Consider the following 17998-nt stretch of genomic DNA (forward strand, 5'->3'; position numbering starts at 1 on the left):
GTATGTTCCGCCGGTACTCCCGGCTACAAACTCTATACTAGGAGAGAGACTATTTCCGGGCAACTTACCATATGCGATATGACTCACTTTCCGCTTAAAAAGCAGACTAATTTTTCCCGAACTGACTGCTTAATTGCTACCTCTATCCGTTAAAAAAAGGCGTTCCTATGCGATTTTCCGCCAAGGAACGCCTTCCCTTCTATTCAGCTGCAATGCCTGACTCTACACCGTCCTCATCCGTTCGGTCCCGGCCCGTTCTGCGGTATTCCGCAGGCGTTACACCGTTGTACTTCTTGAACGCTTTAAAAAAATACGGGCTGTTCGAGAAGCCGGCGCGTTCTGCGATTTCTCCGACAGGGGCATCCGTATGCAGGAGCAGCTCACGCACTCTGCTCATCCGCACCTCCTGGATATAACCGAGTATCGTCTGCAGCGTATGCTGTTTGAACACGCGCCCGAGATAGGTGGCGGACATGCCGAGCTCGTCTGCCAGCATGTCCAGAGACAGATTCGGATCGGCATAACGTTCATCGAGAATTTTTTTGATCCGGCACGGCAATTCATCCTGCCGGCTCTTCTTCCGTTCATTCATCTGATTCTCCAGCTGATCAAACAGGGACATACAACGTTCAATGAACTGCCCCATCGTCTCTGCCCGGGAGTGAGGCATATACAGGTGCAGGTTAATGAATTCCCAGTCCTCGTTCAATGGAGAATGCTGCCGGATAATCCGCAGTGCGTTCTGCAGCGCAAAGGTCAGGTGTGAAACAGCAAACTGGTAGGATATATAGGTATAATCAGCCGTATCTATAATGATCTCACGGAACAGCTGCCTTACATCAGCTATCCGCCCCAGCATCAGCTCATCAATCATCTGCTTCTCTTTCTGCAGCGGATATTCATAACGTTTGGTCTTGTTCTGTTCCACCTCTTCGGCTTCGATATGGCTGCCGGCTCCGCTGAATACCCAGCTGTATGAGGCTTCCACTGCTTGCTGATACAGGGCGTGCACTGCTTCGATCCCCGGACCGCTCAGGCTGGAGGATACAGTAACCGACAGCTTTAAATATTCGCTGACCGCAGTTTGAATCCAAGCGGCATAATCTCTGCACCGCTCCCGGTCAACTTCGGCTTCGCCGGACATCTGAAGCAGCACCGCCGCCTGTTCATCCCCGATATCCGCCGCAGCGGCTGGAATGCCAGCAGCGGCGAACAGCTCCTGGGCAATGTTGAGCACTCCGTAGAGCAGCAGCTTGCGGTCCTCCGCTTTGTACCGGTTCACGAACAGCAGGTGATCGTCCACCAAAATCAGCAGGACACGGACCGGCTGTGCAGGATCCAGCGGAATGCCGTACCGTTCAAACCGCGCGGCTGCATGCCCGGCGTTCATCTGTGTATACCCGTTCAACAGGCTGCGTAAATATTCCGAGCGCATCGCCTGGACGCTCTCCCGCTGTTCTGTTTCCAGCTTACCCAGCCGGGAAAGCTTATGATTCAGCCCGCTGAAGATCCGCTGGGACAGCAGTGAGGACATCGCGAGTCCGGCGAACAGGATAGCCCCCGCAACGATCAGCGTTTTGATCCGCATACTATCGATATTCCGGCTGATCACTGAATAAGGCACAATGCGGATATATCTCCAGCCCAAATAGTCCGGACTGCTGTAGGTGACTAGACTTTTGACATGATCCACCTCAGCGGCAAAATACCCGGAATCGTCCGGTCCGCGCAAGATCCGGTCAATATACGGCGTTCCCTTAAGGTTGGTCAGCATCGGTGTCTTCCAGCTGTTCGTGACAAGCGTGCCGTTCTCGTCGATCAGAAAAGTATTCGTCGGATCATTCGTCAGCGAACCGTCGATATGTTTTTGCAGCTGCGTCTCCTTGATGTTGACGACAACCGCATTCTTCCGCGGCTTCTTGCTGAGCGTGTCATACAGCAAAAAAGTATACGTATCTCTTTCCCGCTCCGCGATGTTTCCAACGAGCCCGTCGATCTTCAGCTTACGGGGAATCGGCATCAGTGTTTTGTAATCATTCACATGCTGGAGCATGCTGCTCAGTTCCTGGTCGTAAAATTCCGCCTCGCTGAACACCGAGGGCACGCTCATATCCGAAGTGATATAGAAGGTGCGTGACTCGGCATTATAAACATAGATGGAATCGATAAACGGCGAGGTTTCACGGTAATTGGTTAACTGGCGGATGGAACTATCGATGTCCTGAGCGCTGAGGTCGGGAAAATTAAGCAGATTGGCGACATTCTGATCGCTGTGAATCTGCTTGGCGAACGTGGCGGCGGTCACAGCCATCACGGAGGCTTCCTGAGTCGTCTGCGCCAGATTGTCCATCGTCTGATCGTAGGACTGGCTGAGCGCGATTTTCTCAAAATTCATATACAGAATGATGGACAGTATGGAAATAGTCAGAAATATCGTAACTACCATTACAGAAAAAAACTTCCCGAAGTAGCGATCTACTTTTCTGTGCGGCATTTTCATGTATGATCCCCCCTCAAAGGATAGTGTTGTTTCAGCTGCGTGAGTAGGCATTCATATCGAATCAGCCCCTTTTTGCGAAGAACCTTTGATAATCAGCCTGGAATTGATCACAAAATCCTTTTGACCCGGCTGGAGATCACCGTTGATCTGATCGATAACCTTGTCCGCGAGTAGCCCCCCCAACTCATACAGCGGTTGTTCTACGGAGCTAATCTTAGGCGATACATAGTTGGTGATCCGGATATTGTCGACACCCACCACCGCCATGCGGTCCGGAATTGCAATGCCGTATTCAGAACAAGCTTTGTATACTCCGAGTGCCATTTCGTCATTGGCGGCAAATACCGCGGTAAAATCGCTGCTCTCTTCCCATAAACGACGGAAAGCCGCGTATCCGCCATCCTCGGAGAAATCCCCTTTGTCAACCAGAGTTGGCAAAAAAGGGAGTCCAGCCTCAGCCAGCCCTGCCTTGAACCCTTCCAGCCGGTCGATGCTGTCCAGCGCGTCCTCGTAGCCGTTCAGATAAGCAATCCGCCGGTGCCCGTTTGCCACCAGGTGAGTGACAACATCATGGCCGATTTTCCAGTTATCCGTAGTGGAGCAAGGAATGTTAAGATGTCCCAGGCGCCGTCCGATAACCCCGATGGCATAGCCTTCACCTGCGAAGGATGCGATCTCCCCGTCGCTCAGCATTGGCGACACCAGGATAATGCCGTCCACAGTCCGGTTCTGAAGCAGCGACAAATACTCCAGTTCCTTCATCTTCTCATTTTGTGAGTTGCAGATGAGGATTTTGTAATTCATTGCGTTTGCCTTTTGTTCTATCCCCTTGATAATCTCAGCATGATAAGATATCCCGATATCGAGTACGACGACGCCGAGCGTCATGGTCTTTCGGGATCGGAGTTGCTTGCCCATGGCGTTCGGTGTGTAATTCAATTCCTGAATGGCCTTCAATACCTTATTTTGCGTTTCCTTGGTTACCAGAGGACTGCCGTTTAATACGCGGGATACCGTCGCAGGTGAGACATTGGCAATCCGGGCAACATCGATAATTTTGCTATCCTTCATCAGTTCACATACTTTCAAGGTTTGATAAACCCATTATAACATCAATGAAATCGATTTCAATAACCTTTCGCTCCCTTTCTTCAGCCGTTTTTTATACGTAGGAGATACGTAAGCTACTTGGGTAGACGCTCCGTGAACGGACCTTTGTTCCAATCGTTGTTGTCCAGATTTTATCTATTCTCCTTCGCGGTGAAAATCCGGGGACAAAGGCGACCGCTGTCGCTTTTACGCGGGTCGTTCCGTCCTCTCCGCTCATGGACCAAAAAATGGAGCAGCGCTCCCCCACTAACTGGAGGAGCGCTGCTCTTATTAACTTTTATATTTTAAACTAGAAGGTGGTCTGTCACTGCAAAACTTTCGCAGAAACGGCCCGCCAATTCAACTAATACATGATTCCATACAACCGGTACAGGGTGACAGCAGCTTCCGCTCTTGTGATCGGCGAAACGGGCTGCAAGTAACCGTTATAGCCCTGGAACAAACCAGCCGAAACCGCACGGGCTACACTTTCCCTGGCATAAGCGGATACCTTAGAAGCATCCCTGAATTCCGGCAATGCCTCCCCGCTGCCCACGGAGTGCTCCTTGCCTGCCGCAAGCATGGCGTTGTCCAGCATCATCATCATTTCCTGACGGGTTACCGGCAGCTTCGGCCGGAACTCATCACTGCCCGTACCGCGAATGATGCCCAGCGTCCGGGCAGCATTCACATCTTCATAGTAATAATCAGCCTGCGCTATATCCGTAAAGGAATGGGAGGCTTGCGCCTGCAGATCAAACAGCCGCATAATCATGACCACAGCATCTGCGCGGGTAATCGTTTGAGCAGGCGAATACGATTGCTCTGAGACTCCCTGAATAGCTCCCTTAGAGGCAAGAGCTTCCACCGCTGCCTGCGCCCAGCCGTAGCGGCCCAGATCGCTGAAACTCTTGGCTACAGAGACAACGGCATAGCGGCTGAAGTGATGTGTAGTGAATTGCATCTCACTGCCTGTGCTGTCATATCGTCCGCTGACTACCGGCTGTCCTTTGCCGTTTGCACCGATCTGCCAGAACGTCAGCTGAGACGGGTTGAGCGCTTCGGCGGCGGAAAGCTGGTAAGGCGTGCGGAACGTAACCGTTGCTAGATTGTTCTTCCAGCTAACAGGGCTGCCGTCTACGGCTGCGCCCAGCTCGACAACCGGACGGCTGCCCGCAGCCTGCTTGACGTCCCCATCCGCACCGGACAGATCCGCGAGCTTAACGGACACACCAATCTGCTTCGCGTCTTTAGCCATACCTGCAAACATATCCCCCGGAAGTAGCAGACTTCCTGCAGGGGTAATGTATTGGATCCGCACCTGCTTCATCGAAGCCAGATATGAGGCAGGCAGCTGCAGTTCGAATGTTGTTTTACCCGCAGCTGATCCAGCCTTAAACGTAAGCGTCCGCACTCCATTGGCATCTGCCTGAGCGGCGGCGAGCGCCTTCGTAAGCTCCGCTGTGCCGGGAGCAAGAACAGACTTCGTACTGTCTGTTGCGCCTACGGAAACGGAAGGGGTCGCTGTTGGGGTTCCGGCATCAGGAGTGGGAGTCGGAGTCGGAGTCGGAGTCGGAGTCGGAGTCGGAATGTCCGTTCCCTTCTTACTGATAACCAGCAGTTGCGTTCCAGGCACGGCTTCGTAATAGACGAATGCACCTTCACCTTCCCGGACCGGCTTCAGGTTATAAGAAGTGGCTCCCCGTGTGAGTGTAACCTCGTTCCATTCGGCCGGAACCTTCGTTCTCAGGGTTAGCGGCTCATTGAAAACTGCCGGGTCCAGTGTACCCTCCAGCTTAACCTCGATTGCACCGGAAGCGGCTTTTGTAACCTTAGTTGTAGCGTTCTGTCTTTCACGCAAATATTTGCCCACCTCAGCAAAGGTACCGTTCCAAAGAGCATCTTTCCGCTGGGCTACATATCCGTAATGGTTGTCATACAGGCTGAGCGGAGGTGAGGACCAGCCTTCACCATCATTGCCATGGCCGGTCAGAATCAGCCAGTTGCCCTTGGCGATACCAAAGTCGGTCCAATCATCCAGTTGGACAGCTGTTGTCGTACTTTCAACCATTGTACTGCTCAGATTGTAATACTGCTCTGTGCTGCTGGCGTTGCCGGCATTGTTACCTCCCTGGCGTGCAGCAACGAAATACTTGGCTGCTTCTGCCGCAACCACTGCATTGCCCGTATTGTACGGGAGCGCCAGCGATTCCGGCTTATAACCGGTCTTCTCCTTGATCCGGGCGACAGAATCCTTGAACTCGGAGGACATCTCTGACGCGCTGAGCGTGGTCAGATTGCGGTGAGTAACCGTATGGCTGGCTACATCGAAAATCCCTTTATCCAGCAGCGCTTTCCACTGCTCCCATGTGCCCGTGGAAGCGCCAGTGTCATTATAGGCATTGTCGATCCAGCCGCTGATCAGCGCGAGCGTTCCTTTCAGCTTGTATTTTTCATGCAATCCGGCAAACCGTAAATCAGATTCGTAGATACCATCATCATACATAATCGAATACGCGCCGGCCTTGCCGTCTTTCCAGGTGGTGACCTCCGTATCCCCGATGTTGAAAAGTTTGCCCCGGATCGCTTTGGCCACTGTATCAGCTAAAGTCCAGGCACCTTTCGGATTCGGATGAATCTTATCCGGGAAGTCGCTGCTGCTTCCGGTTGTGGCCGCATTCACGTCGATCAGGGTTGCGCCTGTCGCTTCGGCCGCCTTCCGGATCAGAGGAATGACCCCGTTTTGCAGGACAGAGTTGACAATGCCATAAGCCTGGTTCGGATCGTCGTTGAATATTGCCGGCGGCAGATTGACAAAGACCTTCGGATGACTTGGCAGCGCCTGATACAATTGTATCAGCTCTGTATAATCACTCAGGAAATGGTTCTGTCCCTCCTTCCAGTTCCAGGCTTTCGTATCATTGGTACCCAGCTGGATAACCACGACGTCAGGAGCATAGGTCTTGCTGGCCGCAAATGCGGCTTCATTCCAGTACGGATCGTCGCCATCCTTTTGCAGCGTGCGGCCGCTGACGCCGAAGTTCTTGACGGCAAAGTTGCTGCCGAGCAGCGACTGGAGCTGCGCCGGATAACTCGTTACCCCGGCATATTTCAGCCCGGCTCCCGCTGTGATACTATCCCCGACCGCTGCTACCTTGATTTGACCTTCCGGACGGTTCTTCTCTGGAATCTTTTCCGTATATGTGGCGGGAATTTCATCCGACGGATACTCAGCGAAGTACAGATCGTCAAAATAATAGGTGCCGGGATTCCACTCCGACAATCGGATTTCCTTCAGAGCGCTGATATCCGCAGAGGTCTTCATCAGCGGAAGATACACTTTTGTCCACTGCCCCTTGACTGAACTGACATCGGTCCAGTTGTTCACGGAGACCGTGCCGTCCGCATCCACAAAGGTAACGTGGACGGTGTTTGATCCCTGCATATCCTTTACATAGAAGGCCAGATAATTGAAGCCGGAAGCATCTATGGAAGCTGCGCCGCCCTGTGGCTTAATGATGACAGATTGCTTATCCGCACCTGGTGAGCCGGCGTCTCCAGTGACTTCCAGCTTCACACTTCCTGTTCCTCCAGGATTGACCCCGAATGTCCGGACCACCGTCGCGGTGGCATTCACACCCTGGCCGACCTGCACATCTGGCTCCTCAAAGGATTGGAACCAGCCGCTGGAACCAACAGGATACGAAGCAGGCTCCACGCCGGTCTTGTAGGTGGCCGCGAAGAAGTTGTCGACCCATAGCTGTTCAGAAGCGTTCATGCCGATTCTGATCTGGGTAATCGCCAGCGTATTCAGCTGACGGCTGGACAGTGGAACGCCCTGCGACTTCAGAAGCGAAACACTCAGCCGTGTCCATGCGTTTTTCACCGTCTTCCCCTCCGTCTCCGTTGTCCAGGAATGCCCTTCGGCATCCACAAGCGTAACGGAAAGAGGTCTGTCCCCCACGCTGTCCTTAGCGTAGAAGTTCAGGTAATTGTAACCTGTCAGATCACTGTTGATCGCGCCGCCCTGCGGAACAAATGCGGCATATGTCCCGTCGGCGCCGGAGCCCGCTGTGATCTTAAGACTCTTCGTACCGTTGCCGGCTGCACTGTCTGCTGCTGATTCCAGCTGCAGCTGAGGGGAGGAAGATAAATACCCCCGGCCTGACTCAAAGCTCTGGAACCAAGCCGAGATACCGGTCGGGTTCGGCTGCGTTCCGGCTGAAATCCGGTTATACCGGTTATACCGCTCGGCCAGAATATCCTTCACTTGCTTCGGCGTTGTCCGGTCCATATGATACAAGCCCATCGTTTGCAGGCCTGTAATATTGGTATACCAGTTATATGCAGTCCACCAGGCTGCACCGCTCAACAGTCCACCCGGGTTCGGCGTTCCGTCTTCCGCCCGTGTAGCTGTCCGTGCAAATGCATTGAACGTACCAGTGAACAGCGTCGTCTGCCTTGTGTCCGAGGCGGTTTCATCCCCTGACCAGTAGCCGTACTCTGTAGCGATAATCGGCTTACCCGGATGCAGTGCATGGATGGCCTCAATTTCCTCCTGTGTCTCCAAGTCAGGATTCGCACCGTAAAAAGCGCCGAAATACATGGTCATTCCGATGATATCGGCCGGGGAATGCGAATGGTCGCTCACCCCTTTGTACGGATTCGCCACGGCGGACTGGCCGACCAGTCTTGTTCCATCGATGGCATGTGCAGCATCCCGCAGCTCCTGGATAAAGTTGACACGCTCCAGCTGCCCGCCTGACTCATTGCTGACCCCGTCAAACCAGACGGAAGGTCGGTTGTAATTACTGAAAATCATTTCCTCCATCATTTGCTTGGCCTGACCCCGCTGACGCTGCAGGTCGAAGGCTTCTCCGCTGAACCAATAAGCCGGAATTTCCTGCCAGATGGCCAGACCGATCCGGTCGGCAAATTGATAGGTCGGCAGGCTGTGCGGAAAATGCCCGGTCCGGACGAAATTAGCCTTCAGCTCCTCCTTGATCTTCAGCAGGTCGCTGTACCGGGTTGCATCATTCAGTGAAGGTCCTTTGTCGCTGCTGTCCTCCGTATAACCTACCCCGGTGAGGAACGGGGCCAACTCTCCGTTCAGCTTAAGCTGTACACCATCCGCTTCCAGTGTACGGATACCGAACTGGGTATAGAAGGTGTCAGTTACTGCTCCGCCGGTCTTCTGCTCTACCTTTAAAATATACAGATTCGGTTCAGACGGACTCCACAGCTTCGGTTTAGGTACTTTTACCTTGAGTGTTTGTACCGCCTGCCCGCTGGCTGGAACCGTTAATGCGCTTCCTTGGGCCGCTGCCGCTTCCGTACCCGTCAGCTCCTGCGCATATTCGCTGAGCTGGTTACTCTCTCCGATCTTCGCTTCATAGATGGTATAGGACAGCTGAACCTGTTCAGCTGTTTTACCCGTATGATTCAGAAAGGTTCGGACTGACAGATCTCCATCCGTACCCAGCGTACGCACATCACTGCGCACCACATAGGTGTCCGGCATAAATTCAACGTAGGCGTCCCGCAGGATTCCTGTGTAGTTGAACCAGTCGGACGTCGCGTACGGCACGATTTCCCCGTTATTGAACTTATCCCATTTCGGATTGTCAACACGCACAGCGATCACATTGTCGCCGCCATAATTGAGTAGATTGGATGCGTCCAGTGCGAACGGCGTGTAGCCGCCCTGATGCCCGCCCGCATATTTGCCATTAATCCATACATCCGCGAAATAGTTGACGCCGAGGAAAGTAAGCTGTGCAGGCTGCCCCGCAAGAGAGCTATTCACCTCAAAATGCTTGCGGTACCATACCCCGCCCTGATAACCCGACTTGTCACTCTTGTTCTCCGGTCCGGTCAGCGATTCGTAAGCTGTGCTCTCATCCTCCGGGAGAGGGAGTGTCTTACCGGCCCAGCCGGAATCGTTGTAGCCAGTCTCCTGTCTGCCGCCCGCCTCATCTTCAAGGCCGGCAGTTCTGGCACTGTCCCGTGGTGCTGCTGACAGATTGGAATCGAGCGTGGTTCTTTCTTTTTTCCAGTCTCCGTTTAAGGAAAGGTACGTTCTGTCCTTCTGCTTCTCGAAAGAACCCAACGGCAGACTGCCTGAATAAGGCATCGCTTCGCCGTCCACATCCTTCAGCACCAATTGCGTAAAGCCGGCATTCGGGAAACCTGCACTTTCTTTTTTAGCGAAATAAAACTCATCCAGATAATAGGTCCCCGCTTTCGCAGGCGTTACCGTCACAGTGCTTAGGCGTGCAAATTGGAAGTTCAGACTCTTGTCCAAAGGCATGGCGATCCGGTTCCAGCCGGCTGCTGTCGTCTTTCCGGTCTGCCAGTCTACCGTTTTACCGCCAGCATCCTTCAACTGTACGGACAGCGTTTGACCGCCCTGCTCATCCCACACATAAAAGACCAGATGGCTGAAATTTGTGGCATCGAACTCCGCCTTATAGTCGTAAGGCTGGTTCTTGTCCGGAGACTCTTCGAGCGCCTGCGGCTTGACGTTTATGCCACTCGTGGCAGGGTTGGTCGAATCCTGGGACAGCATAGCCCGAATGCTCGCAGAGTTGTATGGATTGGCTGACTTATCCATACTGAGTGTGGTACTCACCCCTGTACCTGCCGTAATCCCGTATTGTCCGTCCTGCCCTTTCGTCTCGAAATTCTGATACCAGACCGCTCCGATATTCTGGTTTCCGCTGATGAAGCCGGCCAGTACATCGTCTTCGGCCATGGCAAAATACATATCATCGAGATAATACACTCCGGCATTGTAAAAGCCGATATCGACGGATACGATTTTTGTCAGGTCAATCTTCGAGGCTTCTTCCAGCGGAAGCAGCATTTTGACATATTTATTCTTGGTAGATTTGGCGGTTCCCCACGTGTCCCAGACGCCCCCGTTGGCATCCTTGATACGGAATTCCACACCATTGCTGCCCTGGGTGTCCTTCAGATAGAAAGCAAGATATGAATAAGCTGACGCATCGAACGTCCCGCCTGCTTTGGGCTGTACGCTCAAGTAACTTCCAGCCGCATAAGGCCAGTCATTTTTGACAGTTGTGACCTTGACACCGGCCATGCCCGCTGCGTTGGCTATATCTGCTGAGGTCTCGGCGGTAGTAGCGCTGCCTGCAGAGTAGCCGGTTTGGCTCTCGAAATCATTGAACAAGGCCGTGCGCTCTGGCTTAACAGCAGGCGAAGCATCTGTTTCGTTCTGGGCCAGATAAAGATCATCGTAGTAATACAAGTTACCGTAACCCCAGTACGATCCAAGCTCAATCTGCTGCAATCTGGACAAATTAATTTTTGACTTGTCCAACTTCACAGTCATTTTTACCCATTGCTTCGACTGCGTCTTGACCGCTGTGCTTGTTTCCGTATCCCAGACCCCGCCTTCGGTATCCTTGAATACAACATGTATATTGGATCCGGCGGCGGCTGTCGTATCCTTAACGTAGAACAACAGATAACTGAAAGGGGAAGCATCTATATAAGTTGCACCGGATACAGTCGAGCTTTCCGGTTTAATTCCGGCTCCATAAACGCCGGTGTTCCAGGCTTCGTTCCGTTCCTTCCCTTCCCCGTCCGTATAGGTATTCTGCACCATTTTAAGACTGCCGGAGCTTGAGGAATAAGCAGCATCCGTAGTGACACGCTGGGCGACCGTCGCGGTTCCCTGACCTGCCAAGCCATAGCTGCCATCACTACCGGATTGCTCGAAGCTCTGGTACATGACCGGCGCCGACGGCACATTGCCATCATCTGGATAAGCCGGCGGCAGAGCAGCAGCAGATTTAGAAAAGTACATCTCGTCAAAATAATAGATGTTGCCCCAGCCCCAATACTCGCCCAGCGAAATGGAGACAATCCGCGAAAAATCGAGTTTTGTCTTATCCAGCGGAATCGAAAGCCTAGTCCACTGATCCTTCACCGACAGGGTTTGGTCTGTATTGGCATTCCATTCTTTCCCGTCTGCATCCCGGATGACAACATTCGGGTTATGAACATCGGTGTCCAGAACGTAAAAATTTAGATAGCTATAGTCAGAAGCATCATAATAGGTCCCTTCTGTAACTGTGTCCTTCTGTGGCGTTACCGTGAATCCGTAAATATCGGTGTTCCAGGCTCCGCCGCTGGGATTATTGTCGTTCGTCTGGGTCAGGCGCACACTTCCCCGGCTTCCGCCTCCTGGTGTCCGGTCTGTAACCGACGCCGTTGATGAGGTACCGACGGCAGAAATCCCATAGGTCTTCCCCTCCCCGGCCTGCTCAAAGTTCTGATACCACTTGCTGTCTGTCTGCGTCTGTGGCGGTGTCTGCGGTGGTGTCTCCTGCGCGTAAGCGGTATCTCGTGCCATTCCCCCGAATACTACCGGGAACAGCAAGACCAGTGCCATGACCGCCGCGAAATATTTGTTATGCCCCCGCTTGCGCTTTACCGATTTGCTTATGGACTGCATACATACTCCTTTCGACTCTCTTTATTTGAAATCGATTTCATTTAAATAAAAAAAACAGAATTATTTTTCATTCCTCCCTCTCTCAACCGTATAAAAAGTTTGAGTGCCTAAGTCATCCAATGTAGCATGATTTCATTAGACTTCATTGAAATCGATTTCATTTTGATATAAAAAAACAGATTCCCCCCTGTTCATTCCTCCCACTCTCGAAACCTTATAAACCAGCTGAAGCGAATAAGGCTACAAATGAAATCGATTTCAAATCTATTATATGAATACTCTATTCAAGATGTCAACGCTTTCTTTGATGTTTTTTATCCTTCACTTTCCGAGTCAAGTCGACTGGTTTCGATAAGATTCTCCCTCCACGCGCTGGTACATTATTATGTGTGTGTTCAAAAGGCGGCCGAACACCTTAAGGGTTAGTTTTATCAAAGTTTAATGGACATGACCTTTTAAGAGCATTGGATCAAATCGCTGCTTCTAATGACACTGCCTGCCATTACAATCAATAGTATATACGCCGAAAAGCCCCGCTTCACGTTCAGAAGTGGGGCTCCTTGCCTTCTAAGGCTTTTACTCGCTCTGGTCTGCTAAAAAAGAGAGTACAGCAGTTTCAGCTTCATTCACGTTATTCACCTTAAATACAACTTTTTCTACGTCCTCATGTTGTTGAATGGATGAAAATACGTACTTGGGATCATAGTAATGCTCTAAAAGCAGTGCCACAGCCTCTGCAAACCTATCCGCAAGCAGGTTCCGCTCAATTTCTGCGGCAACCGGAATATGGATACGGGATTTAATATTCCGAAAAGCAGCAATATACTCTTCTTTAAATTGCTCCGGCTTATAATCCTCCAGAATTTGATTCACTCTCGATTGCAACGGCATCTCGATCCAAAGCTGTGTAGCCGAATCTTTGTGCTGAGCCAAGAACTGAGGCATAACAACTTTTCCTATTCTCTTGCTCTCTCCTTCAAACAGAATGTAAGGTGATTGCTCCAGTGCCATCAAATCCTCCAGCAGAAGACTGTCGAAGGTTCTCTGGTTGTTCGCATGAAGTCCGATTTGTCCGAATATAGAGCCGCGGTGCCCCGCTAGCCCCTCTAAATCCAAAACAGGATGACCTGATTTCTTTAGCTTATTTAGGAGGTTGGTTTTACCTGTGCCGGTATTGCCGTGAATTACGTACGACTTGAACTTGAAATCATAGGTTTCCAGCTCGTCTATCACCCATTTGCGGTATGCCTTGTAGCCACCGAGCAGCCTGTAGGCATGAATATCCATTAAAGAAAGTACTGTTGCTGTTGTACGGCTTCGCATCCCTCCCCGCCAGCAGAACACAGCCTTTTCTCCCTGTATGGCTCCAAACGCTTTGATGAAGGCAGGCAGCTTGGCCGAGACAATCTCCAAACCGCGTTCTTTAGCCGCCTGAACACTTACCTGCTTGTATAGCGTCCCCACTTCCGCCCTTTCCTGATCATCGAACAAAGGGATATTAAGACTATCCGGGAGCGTTGAATCTTTATATTCAGAAGGAGAACGGACATCGATAACCGTGATCTGTTTCCTTGTTTGTAACAATCTTAATTCTTCCAATGAAATATCCTGAAACAATTGCTCTCTCTCCTCTTGTAGCTTGCTGTCAAGAATGAACGAGGCTCAAATCAGATTCTATGGTGCTGAAATAACTGCAATCTGACCGGGATGCTCTTCTGTTACTTCTCCAATAAGTGCTGCTTCAACTCCGGCATCTATCAACTCATTAAGCAGCTGCTCACTCTGTTCAGGCGCGACAGAAATCAACAGCCCGCCAGATGTAATGGCATCACAAAGGATATACCGGTCAAGCTGATCCATGGCTTCCGGATACAGAATACTGCCTTCCAGATGTGCAAAGTTGTTCTTAGTCCCTCCAGGGACAAATCCCTTTTCGGCAAGCTCTCTGACTCTTGGCAGCATAGGTACAGATCCTTGACGAATAATTACCCCTAATCCGCTCCCTTTTGCCATTTCTGAAGCATGCCCGAGCAGCCCAAAGCCCGTAACATCGGTACAGGCATGCACTTCGTAAGAGGACATAATTTCAGCCGCTGTTTTGTTCAAGGTAGACATTACAGAAGTCAGGCGCTTGGTTTCTTCAAGGGACAACTGATCCTTTTTAATCGAAGTTGTTAAAATCCCTACACCAATTGGTTTGGTCAAAATAAGTTTATCCCCTGCATGTGCAGCTGCATTCGTTCTTACCTTGTCTGGATGGATAAGTCCAGTTACAGCCAAACCAAATTTAGGTTCTTTATCGTCAATGGAGTGCCCGCCTACAAGCGTAGCTCCAGCCTCCTGCACCTTGTCTGCAGCTCCCCGCAATATATCTGCGAGAATACTCTTGTCCAGAACGGAGATAGGAAAAGCCACAATATTAAGTACAGTAAGCGGTTTACCGCCCATCGCATAGATATCGCTTAGTGCATTAGCGGCAGCAATTTGTCCAAAGGAATACGGGTCATCTACAATCGGTGTGAAAAAATCGACGGTCTGCACTAAAGCCAGCTCATCACTAAGCCGGTATACCCCCGCATCGTCACTTGTATCCAGTCCCACGAGCAGATCCGGGTTAGGGACCGTAGGCGGCAGACTGCGTATTACCTGCATAAGATCGGCAGGGCCAATTTTACAACCGCATCCTCCTTTCGAGGACAATGAAGTCAGTTTTATGGTATCCGCTTGTGACATTGAGACACAGCTCCTTAGCTTGAAATGAACAACTTCTATAATTTTACACGATGCATGGATTAATGTACAAAAAACAAAGGCTCACAAAAAAACGGCAGCAATTAGGCTATGCTGCCGTGTAAAAGTTGATATTGTAATGATCTTTGTGATGGATCACGAATACTGCTAATTCCTGCTATGAAATCCCTTGATAAACAAGCTCTCAACGTTACCGATCTGCTATTAGCTGCCCCCCAACTCCAATATTCTCCGGGTCATTCTCCTTAACCAATACGATAAACGCTGACTCGGGTACATTCATGATGGTTGCAGCTGATGTGGTGAGTTCTATGACCAATAGCTTTTTCTGTTCTTTATTTAATTTGGCTGCTTCAATGGTGATTACTGGCATGATCATTCCTCCTTATTTCTTCACATTCTTATTTATTAATGCATCGGTTTTTCCCATGAGCCTCTGACTTCAACATGGGTTTCTTTCGCTGCCGTTTCAAGCTCACGGATTTCTTCCACAGTCAGCTCGACCTCAGCAGCTTTTATGACATCCTCAATATGAGCTAATTTAGTAACACCGATTATCGGTACCGTTCCTTTTGCTATGGACCAAGCCGTTGCAATCTGAGCAGTAGAAGCATTGTACTTGCTTCCAATGCTTCTCATAACGTGAATTAAGCTCTCCAGCTTGCCAAGTGTATCTGGCTTAAAGGCTTCTCCTCTTCTCGTGCCGCTAGGGAAAGGCTGTTGTGCACTGTATTTGTCAGTTAATGCACCTTGCTCCAATACCATGTACGAAAAGAACACAATATCATTCTCTTTGCAGTAATCAATAATTCCTGCTTCCTCAGAAGAACGGTACAGTAGGCTGTAATGGTTTTGTACCGCTGAAATTCCCAGGCCTTCTTCTGCCAAAATACTTGCTGCCAGTTTAATCTCTTCCAAGTTATGATTGGAGACACCTGCATACTTTACTTTTCCACTTTTCATTAGCGGGATCAGTTTTGGTGTCCATCTTGCTACATCAGCCGGGTTGTGTATCCAATAAATGTCTGCATGGTCTACTCCAAGACGGCTGAGACTTCCCGCAAGTAGTTCCTCGACAGCATTATCGTTTCCCCCAGCCATTTGGGGAGTGAACTTCGCTGAAATCAATACATCATTACGGTCATTTGTGAAACTTCCGAGTATACTTTCGGAGGCGCCCATTCCATAGACAGCTGCTGTATCCCATAGATTGAATCCTGCGTTCATCGCCGCTTCAAACACCGGTTTCAAGTCTGCCTCACTAAGATGATTTCCAAAGATGGTATCACCGCCACTTGCACCAATGCCCCATGACCATGTGCCAAGAGCTATGGATGGAATATTGATATTCTGCATTTTAATCATTCTCATTACTTTTCACGCCTTTCAATATTATGAATAACCTCCACATAGTCCAACCTTCACTAGCAGTGATGTAATCAGCGTACAGCGAGCAATGCTGCTCCTGGATTAAGCACATAAGCGGGATAGTCTTTCGCAGTTTGCTCTATTTGTTCGTCGGATAGCTGCATAACTCCGTAGGCTGCGTAAGGTGCTAGAAAGCTAGTACCGATCATGTTGCTCGTTGCCTGAAGAGGCCGCAATAACTCAGCAAGAGTATATCTGAATGCACCATTAGGTGTATAAGAATCTTCAGAAGCCCCCACGCTAACTGCTAGCAGCAATTCCTTGCCATGCAGCTTGTTGCCGGTGCTTCCATAGGCCCAGCCATAGGTAAGAACGGCATCTTCCCATTTCTTAAGCAACGAAGGTGTGCTGTACCAATAGAAAGGAAATTGCAGAACGATGCGGTCATGCTGCTCTAATAACTCTTGCTCGGCGTTAACGTCAATCTCCTCGTTGGGGTAAGCTTCATAAACACGATGCACAGTTACATCGGCTTGCTTATCCATTTCTTCCGCCCAGCGGCGGTTAAGACGGGAACTAGATAGGTTAGGATGGAATACGAGTACCAGTGTTTTCATTCAGAATCTCTCCTTATTTCTGTTAAGTAATCTCTTTGTTCTACTGCGTGAGATAAGAATAACAAGAAAAATCATTCCTTTCTTTGCTCACAGGCTCATTCTGTTTGTTCATTCGGCTCACTTTTCACATAAAAAAACGTTCCACGGTAATTCCCGCGGAACGTTAACCCTTAACTTATAACTTCACTTCATTCTACTGTGGCTTAAACTTCAATCTATACTCTGAAGGAGCGAGTTCAAACCGCAGCTTAAACACTTTGGAGAAATGGGCGATATTCTCGAAGCCGGTAGAGTAACAAATATCGGTAACGGAAAGCGAAGTTTCCAGTAACATCTTCTCAGCCTTATCTAATCTCCGATTGCGTATCCACTTCAAGGGAGATGTATGATAGGTTGCCTGAAACTCCCGTTTGAACGTTGACAGGCTTCTGCCGGACAAATAAGCCAGATCCTGAAGGGATACAGGATTCGTGAAATTTTCCTCCATAATTCTGCTGATATTGGTATTATCATTACTGACCGGTTGCAGCAGCTGATACAAAAACCGTTCATTTGAATCTGCTAGATGAAGCAGCAATTCCATCAGTTTGATCTTAACCAGCCCGTCGCTGACCTGTCCAGGCTTATCGAAATACGGCTGCAATGACTCAAAATAAGTTCGGGTTAGATCATTAATCGGAATAATGGATACCGGAATAATATCACTCACGGGATATATCGGCTTCACCCCAGCGAACTGCACAAATTCCTCCAGTAATTTCTCGTTGAGGAAGAACATCATATAATCCAGTATATACTCGGAACCGGGTTCTCCCGACTTGTCATACTCAATTAGAGTTGATTTGTGAACAAACATCATTTCGTTACTCCGCACGGTATATTCCCGGTCTCTGAAACGAACCTTGTAATTGCCTGATTTCACGTACAGCAGCAGATGATCCTTTAGAAAGTACGACCCTTTCCTCCCTTGAGTATGCAGGCAGAAAGTAATTACAGATAATCCGTTTTGCTGTAGGCTCCCTGTTTTATCTGGTGCATTGACCAGTTCTTGCGGTGCCTTGATTGTTTTGCCGATGCTAATGGACATGAACAGTTCCGCCTTTTTAAGCTTTTACCAATAGGATAACAGAAAACTAGAAAAGAAACTTTGCTGTTTAGCTCAAATCTTTTGTCTGTTTAGTCCAAAATACA

General features: G+C 49.9%; 9 protein-coding genes. All 9 read right to left on the reverse strand.

Annotated features, from left to right (window positions below; genetic code table 11):
• Positions 1–199: 199 nt before the first annotated feature.
• The 9 genes from ACTJKB_RS28870 to ACTJKB_RS28910 all read right to left on the reverse strand — a co-directional run bounded on the left by ACTJKB_RS28870 (position 200) and on the right by ACTJKB_RS28910 (position 17894).
• Positions 200–2500 (reverse strand): AraC family transcriptional regulator, encoded by a 2301-nt coding sequence (locus ACTJKB_RS28870; protein WP_440837741.1) that lies wholly within the window; start codon positions 2498–2500, stop codon positions 200–202.
• Between the two features lie 51 nt (positions 2501–2551).
• A complete protein-coding gene (locus tag ACTJKB_RS28875) occupies positions 2552–3589 on the reverse strand; it encodes a LacI family DNA-binding transcriptional regulator (RefSeq protein WP_440837742.1) in 1038 nt (345 codons plus the stop codon).
• Between the two features lie 364 nt (positions 3590–3953).
• Positions 3954–12071, reverse strand: a complete 8118-nt coding sequence (locus tag ACTJKB_RS28880) for an S-layer homology domain-containing protein (RefSeq protein ID WP_440837743.1) — start codon at positions 12069–12071, stop codon at positions 3954–3956.
• 576 nt (positions 12072–12647) lie between these two features.
• On the reverse strand, positions 12648–13688 hold the full coding sequence (mnmH, locus tag ACTJKB_RS28885; RefSeq protein ID WP_440837744.1) for a tRNA 2-selenouridine(34) synthase MnmH: 1041 nt from the start codon (positions 13686–13688) through the stop codon (positions 12648–12650).
• A gap of 57 nt (positions 13689–13745) precedes the next feature.
• A complete protein-coding gene (selD, locus tag ACTJKB_RS28890; RefSeq protein ID WP_440837745.1) occupies positions 13746–14804 on the reverse strand; it encodes a selenide, water dikinase SelD in 1059 nt (352 codons plus the stop codon).
• 208 nt (positions 14805–15012) lie between these two features.
• Positions 15013–15195: a 4-oxalocrotonate tautomerase DmpI gene (gene dmpI, locus ACTJKB_RS28895; protein ID WP_440837746.1), complete on the reverse strand. Its 183-nt coding sequence runs from the start codon at positions 15193–15195 to the stop codon at positions 15013–15015.
• A gap of 35 nt (positions 15196–15230) precedes the next feature.
• Complete coding sequence (locus tag ACTJKB_RS28900) at positions 15231–16193, reverse strand: aldo/keto reductase (RefSeq protein ID WP_440837747.1); 963 nt, start codon at positions 16191–16193, stop codon at positions 15231–15233.
• A 68-nt stretch (positions 16194–16261) separates the two neighbouring features.
• A complete protein-coding gene (locus ACTJKB_RS28905; protein ID WP_440837748.1) occupies positions 16262–16807 on the reverse strand; it encodes an NAD(P)H-dependent oxidoreductase in 546 nt (181 codons plus the stop codon).
• A gap of 193 nt (positions 16808–17000) precedes the next feature.
• A complete protein-coding gene (locus tag ACTJKB_RS28910) occupies positions 17001–17894 on the reverse strand; it encodes a helix-turn-helix domain-containing protein (RefSeq protein WP_440837749.1) in 894 nt (297 codons plus the stop codon).
• Between the last annotated feature and the right edge of the window lie 104 nt (positions 17895–17998).

This window comes from Paenibacillus sp. 22594 (assembly GCF_052044425.1).
Taxonomy (GTDB): Bacteria; Bacillota; Bacilli; order Paenibacillales; family Paenibacillaceae; genus Paenibacillus_AQ.